Origin of the sequence: Stenotrophomonas sp. AS1 (genome assembly GCF_048957655.1) — a bacterium.
In the GTDB taxonomy this organism is placed as follows: domain Bacteria; phylum Pseudomonadota; class Gammaproteobacteria; order Xanthomonadales; family Xanthomonadaceae; genus Stenotrophomonas; species Stenotrophomonas bentonitica_A.
Genome location: NZ_JARVXM010000008.1, coordinates 90,421 through 108,256, shown reverse-complemented (window position 1 = coordinate 108,256; position 17,836 = coordinate 90,421). Strand labels below are relative to the sequence as shown.

Below are 17,836 nucleotides of genomic sequence, written 5' to 3'. Positions count from 1 at the left end.
CGCCCCTTTCACCCGTTGACCCTTGGCCCCGCTTCGGCGGGGCCTTTTCGTATCCCCATTCGAGAGAGAAATCACCATGGATCTGCAGATTCTTCTGGCGCTGGGCGTGCTGAGCTTCGATGCCCTGAACGCCCACATCAACAACCTGCCGCGCATCTCCACCCGGCTGGCCGACATGGGCCTGTTCCAGGAACAGGGCCTTGTCGGCACCACCATCGTCAAGGTGGGTATCAACGGCACCAAGCTGGTGCTGGTCCCGAACGTCCCGCGCGGTGCTCCCGGCCAGCCCAAGGGCCTTGAGCGTGGCAAGGTGAAGCTGCTGGAAACCACCCACCTGCCGCAGAACTCGACGGTCATGGCTGACCAGCTGCTAGGTGTCTATGACCCGGCCGACCCGGAAGGCAACAACGTTGCCGCCGTGGTAAATGCGCTTCAGGTGGTGCACAAGCGCGACCTTGACTTCACCATCGAGTACCACCGCATGGGCGCGCTGCAGGGCAAGCTGCTCGACGCCGACGGCTCGATCATCATCGACTTCTACGATGAATTCGGTGTCGAGCAGACCGTTATCGCAATGGAGCTGAACAAGGACACCAGCAAGGTCCGCGCGAAATGCATGGCCGTAAAGCGCTCCATCGAGGAAAAGTTGGGCGGCATCCCGTACACCGGCATCCATGTGTTCTGCAGCGCTGGCTTCTTCGACGCACTGACCGACCACCCGGACGTGCAAAAGGCTTACGAGCGCTGGCAGGACGGTGCCGCGCTGCGCGATGACGTTCGCAAGGGCTTTGTCTTCGGCGATATCACCTTCGAAGAGCTGCAGGGCAACACCGGTGGTGAACTCGCCCTGGCGGAAGGCGAAGCAATCGCGTTCCCGCTGGGTGTGCCGGACATGTTCCTGACCCGCTTCGCCCCGGCGGACTACCTGGAAACGGTGCGCGGCATCGGCCTGCCGTACTACACCAAGACCGCCCCGATGCGCATGAACAAGGGCATCCAGCTGGAAAGCCAGTCCAACCCGCTGAACATCAACACCCGACCTGATGCGGTGATCCGCCTGAAGGCCGGCTCGAAGTAAACCAGTGGTGCCTGGCCCGCTTCGGCGGGCCGGGCAGGAGGTTGTATGGCTCAGATCAGGATCGGGGTCGATCCCGACAATGCCTTCGGGCGACAGCTGACCGAGCTGGAACAGTCCCAACTGCCCTACGCCGCATCGCAGGCCGCCAACAAGGTGGCTTACGAGATCCGCGAGCGCTGGAAGCGCCAGGCGCCGCGGGTATTCGACCGGCCGACGCCGCTAACGGTCAATGCGGCGATGTACCGCAAGGCAACCAGGGCGCAGCCTTACGCAGAAATCTTCATTCGGGACGAGGCATTCAAGGGCACGCCACCGGCGAAGTACCTTCTGGCCGAGGTGGATGGCGGCCAAAGGCGCCGGAAGGGCTTCGAGCGGCTGCTGCAAAGCCGAGGCCTGTTGTCGCCGACGCAGTTTGCGGTAATGGGGCGCGGCGCCCAGGAGAACCAGTTCGGCAACGTGCCGGCCGGCCAGGTCACCAAGATTCTGTCGCAGCTTGGCGCCCAGCGAGACCGATACCAGAACCAGACCACTGTCAGCCGGAAGCGGCGACGGGGCAGGGGCAACAACCGTGACGGCGAGTACTTCGTGATCACCAAGCGCCGCGGTTCATTGCGCCCGGGCATCTATGAGCGGATCGGGCGCGGATCCGGCGTCCGATCCATCTTCATCTTCACCAACACAGCCGCCTACACCCCGCGATACGACATCTTCGGCATGGCCGAGGACACCTGGAGGCGGTTGATGCCGTTCTTCCTGAAGCGCGAGCTGGAGAAGGCCATGGAAACCGCGAGGCCCTTGCCTTGAACCAGAGAGCTTTCATGCAGGCCCTCGACGCAATTGCGTTCGGAGCCTTCCGCGCAGCCGGCGTTGCCGATGCTGCCCACTACCACGAGCCCGGCACCTCCGCAGGGGTGCCGTGCACGGTGCTGCTGGACGAGGGCGTCGAGCAGTTCACAGCGGATGATGTGGCGCCGATCGCAACCACCATCGACCGGGTCACGCTGCAGCTGGCCGAGATCACTCCGCGCACCGGTGGCGTGGTACGAATCGACGGCACCGGCCGCCGGCTCAAGCTGGTGCAGAAGATCCGTGCCGACGAGTCGACGGCGGTGTGGGAGGTGGCCTGTGTCTGAGCCTATCCCCAGCCCTCGGCGCCAGCTGCTGGTCGCCATGGGCGCAACGCTGCAGCTGATCAGCACCAAGAACGGCTACCTGACCGATGCCGGTGTCGGGTGGACGCTGGAACCGACACCTGGCGACCAGGACACCCAGGCCGTGCTGACGGCCGTGATCGAGAAGCAGCAGCGCCCGGAGGCCCCCTCCAAGGCCACCACACACCGTCTGACGACAGTGAGCGTCATCGCCAAGGTGCCAGCCAACACGGAGGGCTACCAACAGGCGCTGGACGACCTGGTGACCGATATCGAGGCGGCCATGGACAGCCGCGAAGTGGCCCGGAACTTCCCCGATGGCATCCAGGTGCCGGTGTACGTCGGCATGGAGCCGCTGATGCCGGAGAAGGCCAGCGCCGGCTGGGTGGGCGCACTGCTCACCTACCAGTCCCACATCCCCAAGAAATAACCCGCCGCACAGCGGCAACCCAACTGGAGAGCCACCATGGCCGAAGATTACAGCTACCTGGGCAGCGGCATCGTCCTGATCCGCGAGTGGAACAGCAAAGAGCCGTTCGTGGAAGTCGGGAATGTCTCTGCGTTCGCCATCGCGCCGCAGACCAACACCATCGAACTGGCTGACAACCAGAATCCAGGCGGCGGCACGGCCAATAGCGTCGACCGCGTGACCGGCTACAACCTCAACTACACCTTCCACGACTTCAACCCGGCAAACTTCGCGCGGGCAACTCGCGGCAAGGCCACCAGCATTGCGGCTGGTACCGTTATCGATGAGCCGGTTCTGGCCGTTCCGGGCAGCTTTGTGCCCCTGTCGCGTCTGGCGAGCGAGGTGACCACGGTTAAGCCGGTAACCGGCGCCACAGCCTATGAGGCCGGCAAGGACTACCGTTTTGAGCGCGGCATGCTGTACATCCCGGCAGGCTCAACAATCGCAGCACCTTCCGCGGCCGGTACGCCGAACATCAAGGTCACCTTCAAGAACGCGGACCTGGGTCACGTTGAAGCGGCGGTCACCTCGCAGAAGTTCTACGAGATTCAGTTCTACGGCGCCAATGAAGCTCGTGGCGGAAAGATGGTCCGCGTGGCCGCGCACAAGGTCTCCGGCGGCGTGATCGAGAGCATGGGCCTGATTGGCAACGAATTCGGTGCCGGTAGCGTGCCCGGCAAGCTGCTGAAGGACAACGCGAAGGCCACCGGCCAGGACATCTCGGCATACTTCTACTGGCAGCAGGAGAAGTAAGCCGTGTCGGAACTGGACGTGATCATCCCACCGACTCGTACCGTGCGCTTTCGCGGCGAACAAGTGCAGGTAACCGCTCTTCGCCTGCTGCAGATCGGGCCCTTCATCACGGCCAGCCGCACCATCATCGCCCGGGTGGCGATGATGGCCGGCGCGGTCGATACGGCACCGGCCGCCGCCACCGGTGCCATCTTGCTGGACCTGCTCGAGCAGGACAGCGCAGAGCTTGCTGCTGCACTGGCCGTTGCTGTTGGCCGTGACGCGGAATGGATCGCCGGAGGCACCCTGGACGAAGTCGCCGACTTGCTCGAGGCAGTCGTTGGGCTCAATCGCGATTTTTTCGCCCATCGCCTGCGTCGTCTTCTGATGCAGGCCAAGCCGCAGGCGGAAGACAGTACGGACTCGGCGACGTCGTCCAGTACCTGATCGCCCGCGGCCACCGTTTGCCGGACGTAATCACATACACCCTGGCGCAGCTTCGCGGCTTCACGGAGGCCTCCGCTCGGGATGACCTCGATCGAGTCGCCCAATTCGCCGTGGCCACTCGCATGGCGATGGGTGCGGAGCCGGCGGACTGGCAGAAGTACCTGGCCGCATTGAGCGGCCAGGCCACGGCGCAGCAGAAACAAGGAACCACCACTCATGGCTGACCCTTCAGCGAATCTGCGCGTCCGTATCAGTGCGGACCTGGCTGACATCAGGCAGGGGCTGGGTGTGCTCACCCGGCAGCTGCGCGAGGTGCGTACCGAGGCGGCCCGGCCGCTGCCGGCAAAGAACAACATCACCGACCTGGGCGTCTCCGCCGGCCAGACCGCGCAGGCGATGCGTCAGCTGCCTGCGCAGTTCACCGACATCTTCACCAGTTTGCAGGGCGGCATGCCGTTCTTCACGGTGCTGGTGCAGCAGGGTGGCCAGATCAAGGACAGCTTCGGCGGCGTCGAGCCTGCACTGAAGGGAGTGTCGTCCGCGCTGCTGGGCTTGGTCACTCCCTACACCGTGGCCGCCGCTGCCGTTGGCTTGGTAGTGGTGGCTTGGTACAGCGCAGAGAAGCAGACTGAGGCGTACACCAAAGCGCTGGTGCTGTCGCGCAACGAGGCGGCTGCAACGACGCTGACGCTGGTGAACATGGCGCAGAAGACCAGCGATGCGCTGAAGGTGTCTGCGGGGGCTGGTGCGGAGGCGGCGCAGGCCGTCGGATCGAACGGGAAGATCGCCGCGCAGAACCTTCAGGCTGTTGCGAACGCCGCGGTGGCCATGAAGGAGATCACTGGACAGGCGCTGGAGGACACCATCACGCTGTATGCGAAGTTGGCTGAAGACCCGGTCAAGAATGCCCAGAAACTCAACGAGCAGGTCAACTTCATGACCGTGGCGCTCTATGAGCAGGTCAAGGCGCTGCAGGAGCAGGGGCGCAACCAGGACGCGGTGACCGTAATCACCCGCGCAGCCGCAGACGAAACCGTCATTGCGTTGGCAAAGGTCCGCGCCAGCCAGAACCCCGTGATCCGCGGCTTCAAGGACTTGTGGACGGAAGCCACAAAGGCCTGGAATGCGATGCAGGTGAATGCAGGCTTTGGTCCGCAGGCCGACCAAATGCAGAAGATGCTTGCCGACAACCGTCGTGACGTTGCCCGGCTGAGCGCTTTGGAAGCATCTAGGGATCCCATGGCCCGCAATCCGATGGTGATCTCGGCGCTCGAGAAAGACGTAAAGGAGCGGTCTGCCAAGATCAAGGCGCTGGCGACAGACCTCATTAAAGAGCGCAAGGACGCCGAGCTAAGGGCGGCAGAAGACGCGAGCGTTGACTATCTCCAACGCACCGACGCGATTATCGATTCGCAGGCCAGCAAAGAACAGAAGAAAAAAGACGAAATAGCTCGAATCAATGGTGAAGCGGAGAAGGTTCGGCGCCGAGCTGAAGCCGCGGGACTGATTGAACAGGTGAAGGCGATCGAGGAACGCCGAGCAGCAGCCGTCGTCGCGATCGAGAAGAAGTACAAGGAGAAGCCGAAAACCGGAAACGGTTCGGCCACGCGCGCTGCTGGCTTGCAAGGTTACAAGGATGACTTGGTGGCCGAGCAGGCCGAGATCACTGCTGGCACGCAGCTGCTGCGCGCGCAGTTCTCCGCGCGTGAGATCACTGCGGCTCAGTACTACGACCGCATGCGTGAGCTGGTGCAGAGGAGTACAGATGCTCAGGCTAAGTCGCTTGAGCAGCAAGTTGCATACCTGCAGAGGCAGGTGGTAGCCGGAAAGGAAGCAATTGGCGTCAACCGACAGATCGGTGAGCTGGAAGCACGTCTTACGAAGGCTCGAACCGATGGCGCCGCGGCGCTTCAGGTGCTTTCGACCGAAGAAGCTGCGGCCATGCGGGCCAGAACTAGCGTCATCGCCGCGTATGCAAATGCCCTTGATGCGAGCAACCAGGCTCTGGAGCGTCAGCTCTACACCCAGGCTCAAAAAGTCGGGATGGGGGATCGCGAGTACGAGATTCAGCAGCGCATCAACGACGCGTATGCAGATCAAGCAGACAAGTTGCGTGAGCTCCAGCTTCAGCTCAACGCAGGGCAGATTGACCAAGGGACGTTCGAGGAAGAGCGGGCAATTCTGATAGCAAAAACCCTTGACCGGCTGCAGCTGATCAAGGACGGTTATGAGGACCTGCGCCGGGCGGAAGGCAACTGGCTGTCTGGGGCAGCCGCTGCGTGGGCCAACTATCAGCAAGAGGCGAGCAACTACGCCCAGCAGATGGGCAGCGCGGTAGGCAGCGTAATCGGTGGATTCGAAGATGCCTGGGTAAAGTTCACGACCACTGGCAAGCTCAGCTTCTCCGACCTCACCAGGTCGGTACTGGCCGACCTGGCTCGAATCGCCGCCCGGCAGGCCACCATGGGCGTGGCCAATGCCTTTGCCAGCATGTGGGGCGGCGGTGTCACGGCAGCCGGAAATCAGGCCGTCACCTCCGGCACGAGCAGCATCAACAACGAGCTGTTCCAGAAAATGCGCCTGGGTGGCGGGTACTCCTCCGGTGGATACACCGGCAATGGTGCTGTGAACGAGCCTGCGGGCGTCGTACACAAGGGCGAAGTGGTCTGGTCTCAGGCTGACGTCGCCCGCGCCGGCGGCGTTGGCATCGTTGAGGCCATGCGGCAAGGCCTGCGCGGCTATGCAGACGGCGGCCCTGTCGGCGGAGGTGCGCCCTCCGGTTTCTCCGGCGGATCCATCAACGTTCGTGTGTTGAACGCGCCGGAAGGCACCACCGCATCGGCCAGCCGTAACGAGCAGGGTGGATTCGACATCGACGTTCTGCTTGGCCAGGTCGACAGCTTCATCGGTGGCCGCATCGCAGGTGGATCCGGTGCCACGTATTCGGGAATGAAAGGCCGATTCGGCCTGAAGGACAGTGTCTGATGGCTTCCCTTCCTGCCGTAGCCCGCGTGATGTTCGACGGACAAAAGCGCTCCTTTGACCCGTCCGTGTTGAGGACAGAGATGGAGCGGGGTGTGCCAAAGCAGCGCCTGCTGAACTCGCAGGTGCTCGTCAAGCAAGCCATGGTGCTGTACTTCAGCAGCATCGTGGATTGGGAGACGTTCGACACCTGGTACATGGGAGACATCAAGCGCATTGGCTGGTTCACGCTGATTCACCCGTTCACGGGCAAGCAGATCATGGCCCGGTTCGAGAACGGTGCACTGGGCGATCTGGTCCCGGATGAAAAACTGCCCGGTGACTATCGGATGGACGCGGTTGTGGAGTACTTGCGATGACGACCTTTACCGAGCGCCGGCAGCGCGTGACCGATACATCCGGAATCCTGTTGTTCCTCGAGATCTCCGCGCCGTCTCTCCCCAACCCCCTCCGCATCGTCAACGACACCCAGGACTGGACCAGCAAGGGCGTCGTCTATCTCGGCGCCCCCTTCGACTTCAAATTGCCGAACGACACCAAGGGCCAGACCCCGCGCGCGCAGCTGGTGGTGGACAACGTCGGCCGCGGTATCTCCGAAGATCTCGAGTCCATCGGTCCCAACGAGGTTCTGATGGCCAGGCTGATGGTCTCTGATCGGGCAGACCCCAACACTATCGAGCGCGACTACTTCCTGCCGGTGAGCAGCGTGACCATCACCGGAGCGACGGCATCGGCGCAGTGCGGTGTCGACTACATCATGCGGCAGCAGGCGGTGAAACTCAGGGCAAACCAGTTCACGCTCCCGGGAATATTCACGTGAAGTTGGTAGATGTGGAGCGCTACGTCGGCCTGCCCTATAGCGCCGACGACTTCGACTGCGCCGACCTGGTGATGCTCGTCCAGCGGGAGCTCTTCGGTCGTGAGGTGGTGGTGCCTGGCAGGCGCCCTCGGGGCGTGCAGGGCGCCGCCGAGCTGGGTGAGTTGTCCAAGCCCTTCGCCAAACCCCGGGAGGGTCCGCCGGTCGATGGCGACCTTGTGCTGATGATCGAAGTGCTGCAGAAACGCCCCGGCCATGCCGGGGTTTTCTTTTTCCTTGCCCATGAGGCGTGGGTGCTCCACGCCAACGAAAAGAACGGATGTGCCGTCCTGCACCGCGTCCGTGATCTGCCCGACTTTGGGCTGAGAATCGAGGGATTTTACGAATGGCTGAATTGAACGGGCTCTCTGCGTGCCCGCCGTCCCTGGTCGTCACGCCCCACCCGGTGACGCTGGAGGGCCAGCAGCGGATCGTTGCAGAGATGCTGCCGCGGGAGACGCTGGGGCATTTCCTAGCCAGGACGGTGCCTGATTACGGGAGCGATGCGTGGGAGGTACGGATCAACGGCGTCCGGGTGCCACACCAGATCATCGACAAGGTCAGGCCCAAGGGCGGCACCGTCATCGAAGTTCGAGGAACCGTCGGGCGTACGGCGCTGCTGATCGTCGCCATGGTCGCCCTGACCATCTTTACTGCAGGTGTAGGCACGGCCATGGTCGCTGCCGGTTACAGCGCTATGGCGGCCGGGATGGCGCAGGCCGCGATCTATGCGGTCGGGTCGCTGCTGATCAACAAGGTCTTGGGGCCGAAAAAGCCCAAGCAGTACGAAAGCGACGCAGCTACCGTTTATACGATCGGCTCGGCTCGCAACCAGGCGCGTCCCTATGAACCGCTGCCGCTGGTGCTAGGGAACATTCGCATTGCGCCGGACATCGCCAGCCAGCCTTATTCGTTCTACGAGGCCAACGACCAGTTCATGGCCATGGTGCTGACGCCTGGCATCAACGTGGCGCGCGTGGAGGCGATGTTCAATGGCGAGGCCCTTCTTTCGACCTTTGAAGGAGTGCAGGTCTGGCATAGCGGCTTCCCTCGCATGCCGGAAGAGAAGATCCCGCTCTACAGCAACGTCGATACTCTCGCGGGCGGAGCGCTGACGGCGGAAAAGGGCACGCCCAGCGCATGGGTTCAGCGCACGAGCTCGCCCAGCACCATCCGGTTGCAGCTCGACTTCGACTACATGCTGTTCGACACCACCAGCAAGGGAAAGCCGAAGGACAACCAAGAAACAATCCAAGTCCAGTACCGATCGGTTGGGGCTACCGACTGGCGTGTGTTCGGCAACTTCCCCCTGATCAGCCAGAGCCAGAAGCAGCAGCGGCGCACGTACGCCTTGGACGTTGAGCCCGGACAGTACGAGGTGCGCGCGCGCATTGCGGGCCGGAATACGGACGGCTCAGGGGCCACCAGCGACTTCACGTGGTCGACCCTGAAGAGCATCCAGACCGACACGGCGAGCTACGCGGGTATTCCTCGCATTGGCATTCGCATCAAGGCCACTGGCCAGCTCAACGGGAGTCCTGACGAACTGCGCTGTGTGGCCTATGCCGCGCCGATCCCGGTGTGGAAGGGCAGCCAGTGGGTCACCGAAGAAACCAGCAACCCGGGCGCCCAGATCCTTGCGTACGCGCGCGGCATTCGCGATCCAGGTGGGAACCTGATCGCGGGGTTGGGCTTGCTGGACGCCCAGATCGATATCGCGGCGCTGCAGGCATTCATGCTGCACTGCGCGGCCTCGAAGTACACCTACGACAATGTGATTCGTGACACGCGCAGCCATGACGACGTGCTGCAGGCGATCGCACTCGCAGGCTTTGGCAACGTGACCTGGGCGGCCGGTCGACTGTCGGTCGTATGGGCGGCGGATGAGCAGCCGCTGTCGGGCGTGGTCAATATGGCCACGATCAAAAAGGGGCAGTTCCAGATCGATTACACGCTGGCCAATGCGGCCGATGGCATCGAGTTCACCTACGTGGACCGTTCGGACTGGTCGAGCAAGACGCTTAGGGTGACTGCGCCAGGTGTCCAGACCATGCTGAACCCGGCCCAGGTATCGGGCGAGGGCATCACCACGGAGGAACACGCGGCCAAGATGGCGCGGTATCACTTGGCGCAGTCCCTGTACCAGTACAAGGACATCTCCTTCAGCACCGATATCGAGCACCTGAGTTACCGGCGCATGTCGGTGCTGGCGCTGCAGCACGACCTGACGCAGTGGGGCTTCGGCGGCAGGCTTGTGTCGGCCACCCGGGATGGATCCACCGTGGTGTTGACGCTGGACGATCAGGTGCGCGCGCCAGCCACGGGCAACAGCTTTATCGGGCTGCGCATTCCTGGCGAGCTGGTATATCGCGTTTTCAGGGTGGCCGCCTTCGCCGGAGAGACGGACCAGATCCGGCTGGCTGATACCTGGCCGGCTGACGCACCGCTGCCGGGCAACACTGCCGAGAACCCTGCCCACGACACCATCTGGATCTTCGATTTTAAGCAGACGCCGGGCTACCGCGTCCGTGTGGTGGGCATCGAGCCAGAGTCCGACCTCAAGGGCGCATCGGTTTCGGTTGTACCGGAAGGCCCGGAATTCTGGCGGTACGTCGAGTCAGGCCAGTACATCCCGGCACCCAATGGCTCTCTGCTGCAGACCCGGCCCGTGGCCAGCAATCTGCGCATCACCGAACAGCAGGTCGTGCAGGGCGATACTGTCTTCACTGAGCTCTCGGCGACCTTCGATGTATCCGGTCCGGTAGGCGAGACTATCGTCCTGTCCGATTTGGATCGGAACAGCGAGCTTGAGCAGGTGGCCGCCACCCGCACGCGCATCGCGACGTGGCGTATCCCTCAGGCAGGTGTCTACCCGATCACCGTTCGGCCCTACAGCCCCGAAGGCAATGCCGGCGTCGCGGTTACCGCGATGTACGCAACGCGCGGTGCAGACGTGCCGCCGGTCCTGGTTGACGTCTTTGACGTGGCCGAAATCAGTGGCGGCGTTCGGCGATACACATGGGGCTTCCTGAACGAAACCGTGCAGTCCGCGGACTTCGCAGGTGTCGAGATCCGCTACAGCGCAGGCAAAGTTGCCGCGCCAGCTTGGGATCAGATGACCCCGCTGGGCGACGACGGATACCACGTTGCCGCCTTCGAGGCGGTTCTGCCCCCGGCGGGCGACTGGACCTTCGCGTGCCGGTCTCGGAACACCTCCGGCGCGCTGTCCGAGGCGAGTCGGGTGGTCCAGAAGACACTGCGGGCCAACCTGGGCGAGGTGATCGGTGATCTGACGGAGGATCTGGAGGAGCAGACCCGCAAGCAGGTGGAGCAGCAGCGCCAACTGGACAAAGAGACTCTCGATCGCGTGTTGGCCGACGCCAGCGAGGCAGCGGCGCGGGCGCGCGATCTTGCCGTGGTCAATGCCAACTTGGTGCAGGAGACCGGTCTCCGCGTCGCGGCGGTGCAGCAGGTGGCAGACAACCTGAGCACCACCAGCAAGGCATTGGCTCAGGAGAAGATCGATCGCGCCAATGCTGTGCTCAACGAAAAGACCGAGCGCGTGGCAGCTGTCGAGAACCTGGCCACTACGACGCAGTCGCAGTTCGAGTCGGTGGCGCAGCAGATTGGCAGTGTCGCCGCGGGCAGCGGAACGCAGTTCGACAAGAAGAGAATCTGGTACTTCGACAGCGCTATTGAGGGCTGGGCAAGCAACGGCGGAAATTCCACCATTGTTGAAGGTTGGCTGCGTCCTTTCAACAACAGCAACGCATACATCACATCACCCACGTCACTAGCGATCGACGGCGCGGCATATCGCTTCATCAAGCTGCGGATGCGCAAGGTCGGAAATCCGGCCTGGAAGGGCACAGTGTGGTGGACGACCGACGCTGATGCCACATTCAATGCTGCAAAGTCATCCACCACCGCGCAACCATCATTCGATGCGAACGGTATTGCCACGGTAGACATCGACAATATCCCGTGGAACGGTGCCAGCCCTGTTCGTCAGGTTCGTCTCGATCTGACGGTGGCGCAGACGGCAAACGATTACATCCTTTACGACTACGTGGCCGTCGGTCGTCCCACGCCTGGGGCGTCAGTAGCCGAAGTCCAGGAAGTGCAGACGGCGCTGCAGCAGGCAGACCAGGTCGTTGCCCAGAGTGTTACCACGCTGGGTGTGCAGATGCGTGGCCAGTACACCGGATCCGATCCGGCCCAGCTCACCAGCGGCCTGATGTATCAGGAGATGCAGGCCCGCGCCACCGCTGACCAGGTGCAGGTGCAGCGCATCGGGACCATGGAGGCCCGGATGCCTGCCGGTACCGGAGGCCTTGCCACGAGCGCTTCGGTGACGACCCTGCAGGACGCGATGGTGGCGGCGGACCAGTCCAATGCACAAGCGACGACCAGGCTGTCATCGGACCTGCGCGCGGCGATGAGCCGGAGCCTCAACTTGGTGATCAACGGCGACCTGGTCAACGATCTCGCCGGCTGGCAGGTCTCCGGCGGGCAGCCGGGTGCATGGACGGTGAGCGCCACGGAGGGGCGTGGTGGTGGGAAATGCCTGAAAGGCACCAGCATCCCATTCGGTGTGGTGACCTCGGCGCAGGCCAATCTGAACGAGGGGATTGAGGTCAAAGTCGGGCGACGCTACCGGCTGCGGGCTTGGGTAAAGGTCAGCGCGGACTACGTGGGCGACACCGACAATTCCAAGATCCGCGTGGGTGCCGTTCGTACTGATGGCACGGAAGTATTGCTGTGGTCGCGCGTCTACAACTCGGGTTGGACCAACTGGACGTTGGTGGAGGCAGTCTTCACCATCGCCGAAGGGACAGTTCGGTTCCGCTTGTCTGCAGGCCTTCGCAATACCGCTGGCTACGTCCTCGTCGATGACCTCGAACTCGTGGACGTCACCGACGAAGAGCAGATTGCCTCCACCGCATCGGGCTTGTCTTCCATCACCACGCGGACGGGAGTGATCGAGGGAACGCTGGTCGCACAGGGCAGCGCGCTGACGCAGGTTCAGGCGGACGTGGCTGGCAAGGCCAGTAATGGTGCGCTGACGTGGCTGGACAGCAAGGTCACCCAGCTCGGCAACACCGTAACGAGCCAAGGCACTGCGTTGACCAATGTCACCGCCAGCCTGCAGAACATAGGTGGCGACAACCTGCTCTCCGACAGCAGTTTTGAAACAAGCAACAACCAAGCCTCGCTCCTTCCCAACTGGCAGACGTCTTCCAGTGGCGCAACTCTGGTTAGCTACGGCAATAGCCCCTTGCCGGGATCGGGCCGTTTCGTGAGCGTCAGTGCGACGCTGGTGGGCTCTGGCCAGTATGTTGGCGTCGAACCGGCCACATCGATGCGGCCCAAGGCTGTGGCCGGGCAGAAGTACGTTAACTCGGTATGGGCAAAAGGTACGCCCGGAGCAACGCTACGCATGTTCGTGCAGTTCCTTACCGCGGGTAGTGCGTCGGGATTGAACGTCGTGTCGCAGGACTTCACTCTCAGCGACACATTCCAGCGCTTTGTAATGAATCCAGTGGTAGCTGCCGAGAACGCTGCATTGGTCCGCGCCATATACCGCGTGATCGGAGGGCCGACCTCTGCCTCGCTCCAGCTCGACATCGACAACGCGCAGCTTCAACAAGGTGACGTGGCTACCCAGTGGGTGCCGAGTGTCGGAGAGGCAGCGGCAGTTGCTGCCGCTGCCGCCGCGGCGACTAGTACGCTGAGCGGCACAGTGACTACGCTGCAGGGTAACGTCACCGCGCAAGGGCAGGCGGTGACCACGGTGAATGCCAAGCTGGATGGCTTACGCACGCTTGGTGATAATCTGGTGCCGAACAGCGACTTCGCTGCTGGACTGCAATGGTGGTTGCTGCAGACGCCATTTCCGGTATGGAGTGACACAGCTGGCGATAACCGCCCTGGCGTAACGATGACCCGTACCACGTCGTCGAACCCTGCCTTGGGCGCGATGGATGCACAGTGGATTCCCAACCGTGGGGCAAGGCGATACCGCGCAATCGTGCGCGCAATGGGCGTGTCAGGTGCCATGAACCTGATGCTGCGCCTGCAGCGCCAGAACCGGGAAACCCTCGCTGTAGGCTACAGCGATAAGCAGCTGACGCTTACCACCAGCTTCGCCACATATACCGTCGACTTCGAAGCCGTCGATTCCACGATCGGGGCCGTGCGCCTGTGGGTCTACAACTACCCCAACAACGCGGTGGTGCGTGTCGATAGCGTCGAACTCTATGATGTAACTGACCAGCTGGCTGCCGAGGCGAATGCGGCGGCGACCAGTACGCTGACCGGCAAGGTCACGACCCTGGAGGGAACAACCACCGCTCAGGGTCAGGCGATCACGTCAGTGAACGCGCAGCTCACCGCCACGCAGCAGGCGGGTGCAAACATCATGGTCGATGCAGGCTTCGAGGGGTTTGCGGCCGACGCCTTGATATCACAGTCCTCGACCGGTGCGCTTCGAGCAATCGCCGGCTCCGCTGGGGCGCGGACTTACGTCGGTGCTCGGGCGGCGCGCCTACTGCGCACCGGTGCCCCGAGCAACACAAACACCGACGTCTACTTCGGGCCGGAGATCCTCACCAACGAAGGTCGCGTCTACTTTGTGGAGGCCTGGCTCAAGAACGACCCAGATGCTGTCGCTCCGGGCGGATCGACTTACTCGATTGGGGTGAGCGGCGTCAATTCGGCTGGCTCACGAGCGTGGTATTCCGCTCCCACCACTGGTACGCAGCGTATGGACGCCTTGGCGAATTGGACCAAGATCTCGGGCTACGTGACTATCAGCAATCCAACGGTGAAAGCCCAACTCTGGGCGGCCATCCAAGGCCGCAACGGTCAGACGCCGCAGAATGTTGCGCTGCTGATCGACAACGTGATCTGGCAGGACGTGACAGACGCCCACGGGGCGAAAACGACTGCCGATGCTGCGGCCACCGGGCTGAGCGCGCTAACCACGACAGTCACCCAGCAGGGGGGACAAATCACCGCACTCGGCCAGCAGGTCAACCAGGTAGGTGCTAGCGTCGCGGGCAAGGCTGACGCCCAGGTGGTGCAGACGCTCACGGCGATGGTGAAAGACACGATGACCGGTGGCGGCAATCTGCTCTCCAATACGTTGTTCAAGGATGGGCGTCGCGGTTGGGGATGGTGGAACTCTGGCAACGGCACGTGGCACGAACTTGGGCTGGTCGCCGGGCCTGACTGGGCCCCGCCTGGCTTGGTCCATTTCGGTGGATTTGCACCCTCGAATCTTGCCTTGAACACCCAGTTCTGGGCCGGTGACGAGCAGCCCGTACCCGTTGTGGCTGGCAAGCGCTACTGCTTCTCGGCTTACATCAATTGCCACCGGGTGGGCTTGGCTATCCTGATCTCCTTCAGAGACGCGAACGGCAACACGGTAGGTGAGCAGTACTCCGGTCCAGCGGATGCCACGAACGTCCGCCCGCCCATCACTCTGGACAGGATGAAGCGCTTGAGCGCGTCGATGGTGGCGCCGGCCAGCGCAGTCTATGCGAGGGTCGGGTTCTATCTGAGAGGTCTGGGCCTCAGCAACAACGAGGGCAACTACTTCTGGATCTTCCAGCCGATGCTGGAAGAGATGCGAGAGGGGCAGACTGGCCCTTCCCCGTACTCGGCGGGGGGAGGCGAAACTCTGGCTGGCTATAGCCTCTACGTCACGGCCGACGGCTTGACCGGCGGCATGGTCACGAAGAACGACGGCAAGGTCGTCGACATGAAGATCTTGGCGAACGTTCTTCAGATCCTCAGTCCGAACCAACCGGAAGGCATCGAGATGCGCGATGGCTACATCCGCGTATGGAAGGGGAACTCGCAGCGGATCATCGGCACCGGCTTTGGCAGCGGCGACCTGATGGACTACTTCGGTCCGAACGTGGGTGCCGGCGCCGCCAACAAGATGAACGCCACGATGTGGATGGATGTGAGCGGCAACGCGTACTGGGGCGGTTCGCTGTCGGCAGGCATCTGGAAGAACGCCAATCGCACCAGCAGCACCGCCGCCAATCCATACGTCGAGGTCGGTCCTTTCGCGGCGCACGGCAAACAGCGGGTGGTGGTGGCGTCGTTCAGCACGTTCTCCCCGAACTACACCGCCTGGTATGACGGACGATCCTCGAGCAACGAGCCGCCGCCGCCAGCAATCGTGACCAGCACCGTTCTACGCCTACGTCGAAACTCGGGTGCAGGTCTGGAGTTGGTTTCCCAGCAGGCTTTTCGGGCATCCGCCGTATTGGTCAGCAACACCTATCACGATCGTGACGCTGGCATTCCGCAGTTGCCCAACGGCGGGTGGCAGCAGCAGTACTACTTCACCTGCAGCGGCTCATTCACCGCGACCGAGCAGGGGTCTACGTACCAGAGCTTCATCTACGAGGGCTCGCTCACCACCCAGGCGATCCCGCAGATCGAGAACCAGACCATCGCAGTGGTCAGTACCGAAGAGCCATAGGCGGCCATGCCGCTCAGTTCCAACCGCTGACGCGGCGACCAGCGTTCCAGTCGCCGCACAATCAGGAGATATCCATGAAATTTCGTGCAAAGCTGCAAATGAAGATGGAAACCGCGGACCAGCCAGGTGCGATCATGCTCAACTTCGTTCCGGTGGAGGCGGGGGTGCCTCAGTTGAATTTAACCGTTTCGCCTGCGGATGCCGGCGCGCTGACGGTGGGCAGGGTCTATGCCTTCACCGCGGAGGTCGAGCCCGAAGACGAGGCCGCTTGAGGCCTCTGGCCGAAGCATCAAGCGGGACGGGTCTCGATCACTCAGCGGACCCGCGGGCCTCCATCGTGCGAGGTCCGTTGGCGAGCTCAAGGCGTCCGTCCGCACGGCTTAACGAGGCGGCAGTGCGCATCACGTCAAATATTTGACGGAAGTTAGCTCCGATACATCAAGATGTGTCGGAGCTCGCCTATTCTCGACCAGTGCTTAACGAATGACTGGGACAGATGCGGATGCATGTTGCGCGTTACAGATATGCCTACGACAAGATTCGGGGTTGGCACGTGGGTAAGGGAAAGGCCGCACTTCTTGCGGTGAGGTACGCAGTCACTGGAGACAGTGGCCGTTTTAGGTCACATGGAGGGTGGCGTGTTTCGCACCTACGAATTGCGGATCCGGCAGACAGCTAGGGGGGTTCATCCTGTGGTGTACATATCGACGAGCCATGATTCGAAACTTTGGCGCCTCCGCGTGTCTCATGCGAGAAATGGTGACGCACGTCCCAGTTCCATTGGGGGACGGGAACTACATTCGAACTGGTGGGGGAGATCCATTTCGATTCTAAATGCGTAATTTTCGCCACGAGGCGCCCCATGAAGTTGCTGATCAGTCTGCTGGGAGTTGCGTCGATATTTGCTTGCTTTTTAGGCCTTGCGGGACTGGTTGAGCGTGCATGGAGGCTACGCAGGGGAAATTCGACTAGATGCCTTCCGGACCATGACATTGCGAAGGACGCCGATGGGCACTCGGTTCAATGACGCTTGCTACACGGTAGCGCTGTCCGTCGATGGCTACAGCTATTCGGCAGAGCTATGGCGCAGCAGTGAAACGGATTGGACGCTGCTCTCAGTCAAGGTCGGGACAGTTGTGGCCGAGTCACTCAACTGGAGAGCGTCCTCATGCCTGGGCGCCTTGACCGTTGCAGAAGCTCTGGCTAAGCAGATTGTCGCCAGCAACGAGCCAATGTCCAAGAGCCCAGCGTAGCCAGCGTTAACCGTCGGTCACCGCTAAAGCGTGATCGATACCCGCTCGATGCTGAGCGGGGTCGGACATATCAATCGCTCGCGCACCGGGCACCAGCCCCAAGCTCCCGACACTCTTCACTTTTCGACCGTAGAAAGAACTCATCGAACCGAGCGTTGCTAATCGCTTGGCGGGCACCACATCCTGGGCACGAGATCACGGCCCCGCCAGGGATCGAGTGAATTCCTTGGAACTCGGTCAGGTAAGAGAACTGCCGGCAGCCTTCGCAAACAGCTTGCGCGGCGCAAATCTTAGTGAACCGAGGTGGCGCCCCGGCCATGTCCCCTTGCACTTCTATGAGCTGGAAAAGGCCAGTGAACGGCATGGTG

The 17,836-nt window shown here is 62.4% G+C and carries 12 protein-coding genes; all 12 read left to right on the top strand.

All coding sequences use genetic code 11. From position 1 onward, the window contains the following. Window positions 1-76: 76 nt before the first annotated feature. The 12 genes from PV764_RS15075 (at window position 77) to PV764_RS15020 (ending at window position 16,487) form a co-directional block, all read left to right on the top strand. Entirely contained in the window at window positions 77-1,078 is a 1,002-nt protein-coding gene (locus PV764_RS15075; RefSeq protein ID WP_070471459.1) for a major capsid protein, read from the top strand. A gap of 45 nt (window positions 1,079-1,123) precedes the next feature. Then, window positions 1,124-1,882, top strand: a complete 759-nt coding sequence (locus PV764_RS15070; RefSeq protein WP_070471458.1) for a hypothetical protein — start codon at window positions 1,124-1,126, stop codon at window positions 1,880-1,882. Between the two features lie 14 nt (window positions 1,883-1,896). Beyond that, on the top strand, window positions 1,897-2,211 hold the full coding sequence (locus tag PV764_RS15065; RefSeq protein ID WP_421116991.1) for a head-tail joining protein: 315 nt from the start codon (window positions 1,897-1,899) through the stop codon (window positions 2,209-2,211). Continuing rightward, the gene (locus PV764_RS15060) at window positions 2,204-2,659 is read left to right on the top strand and encodes a hypothetical protein (protein ID WP_421116990.1); all 456 of its coding nucleotides are present in this window, start codon (window positions 2,204-2,206) and stop codon (window positions 2,657-2,659) included. The genes PV764_RS15065 and PV764_RS15060 overlap by 8 nt, the downstream gene beginning before the upstream one ends. Window positions 2,660-2,695: 36 nt before the next feature. Beyond that, window positions 2,696-3,451, top strand: coding sequence for a hypothetical protein (locus PV764_RS15055; protein WP_421116989.1), 756 nt, complete (start codon window positions 2,696-2,698; stop codon window positions 3,449-3,451). A gap of 3 nt (window positions 3,452-3,454) precedes the next feature. Beyond that, the gene (locus tag PV764_RS15050; RefSeq protein ID WP_421116988.1) at window positions 3,455-3,877 is read left to right on the top strand and encodes a hypothetical protein; all 423 of its coding nucleotides are present in this window, start codon (window positions 3,455-3,457) and stop codon (window positions 3,875-3,877) included. Window positions 3,878-4,093: 216 nt separating this feature from the next. After that, complete coding sequence (locus PV764_RS15045) at window positions 4,094-6,862, top strand: phage tail tape measure protein (protein WP_421116987.1); 2,769 nt, start codon at window positions 4,094-4,096, stop codon at window positions 6,860-6,862. Next, on the top strand, window positions 6,862-7,218 hold the full coding sequence (locus tag PV764_RS15040; protein WP_421116986.1) for a hypothetical protein: 357 nt from the start codon (window positions 6,862-6,864) through the stop codon (window positions 7,216-7,218). Before PV764_RS15045 ends, PV764_RS15040 begins: the two co-directional genes overlap by 1 nt. Continuing rightward, complete coding sequence (locus tag PV764_RS15035; protein WP_070471451.1) at window positions 7,215-7,679, top strand: DUF1833 family protein; 465 nt, start codon at window positions 7,215-7,217, stop codon at window positions 7,677-7,679. The genes PV764_RS15040 and PV764_RS15035 overlap by 4 nt, the downstream gene beginning before the upstream one ends. After that, entirely contained in the window at window positions 7,676-8,074 is a 399-nt protein-coding gene (locus PV764_RS15030; RefSeq protein WP_421116984.1) for a peptidoglycan endopeptidase, read from the top strand. Before PV764_RS15035 ends, PV764_RS15030 begins: the two co-directional genes overlap by 4 nt. Further along, complete coding sequence (locus PV764_RS15025) at window positions 8,062-16,215, top strand: host specificity factor TipJ family phage tail protein (protein WP_421116982.1); 8,154 nt, start codon at window positions 8,062-8,064, stop codon at window positions 16,213-16,215. Before PV764_RS15030 ends, PV764_RS15025 begins: the two co-directional genes overlap by 13 nt. A 74-nt stretch (window positions 16,216-16,289) precedes the next feature. Next, window positions 16,290-16,487, top strand: coding sequence for a hypothetical protein (locus tag PV764_RS15020; RefSeq protein WP_421116981.1), 198 nt, complete (start codon window positions 16,290-16,292; stop codon window positions 16,485-16,487). The last annotated feature ends 1,349 nt before the right edge of the window (window positions 16,488-17,836 follow it).

Bases quoted from the DNA above. Each gene is read 5' to 3' on its own strand.
- PV764_RS15075 (WP_070471459.1), top strand. From the start codon at position 77: ATGGATCTGCAGATTCTTCTGGCGCTGGGCGTGCTGAGCTTCGATGCC.
- PV764_RS15070 (WP_070471458.1), top strand. From the start codon at position 1,124: ATGGCTCAGATCAGGATCGGGGTCGATCCCGACAATGCCTTCGGGCGA.
- PV764_RS15065 (WP_421116991.1), top strand. From the start codon at position 1,897: ATGCAGGCCCTCGACGCAATTGCGTTCGGAGCCTTCCGCGCAGCCGGC.
- PV764_RS15055 (WP_421116989.1), top strand. From the start codon at position 2,696: ATGGCCGAAGATTACAGCTACCTGGGCAGCGGCATCGTCCTGATCCGC.
- PV764_RS15045 (WP_421116987.1), top strand. From the start codon at position 4,094: ATGGCTGACCCTTCAGCGAATCTGCGCGTCCGTATCAGTGCGGACCTG.
- PV764_RS15040 (WP_421116986.1), top strand. From the start codon at position 6,862: ATGGCTTCCCTTCCTGCCGTAGCCCGCGTGATGTTCGACGGACAAAAG.
- PV764_RS15035 (WP_070471451.1), top strand. From the start codon at position 7,215: ATGACGACCTTTACCGAGCGCCGGCAGCGCGTGACCGATACATCCGGA.
- PV764_RS15025 (WP_421116982.1), top strand. From the start codon at position 8,062: ATGGCTGAATTGAACGGGCTCTCTGCGTGCCCGCCGTCCCTGGTCGTC.
- PV764_RS15020 (WP_421116981.1), top strand. From the start codon at position 16,290: ATGAAATTTCGTGCAAAGCTGCAAATGAAGATGGAAACCGCGGACCAG.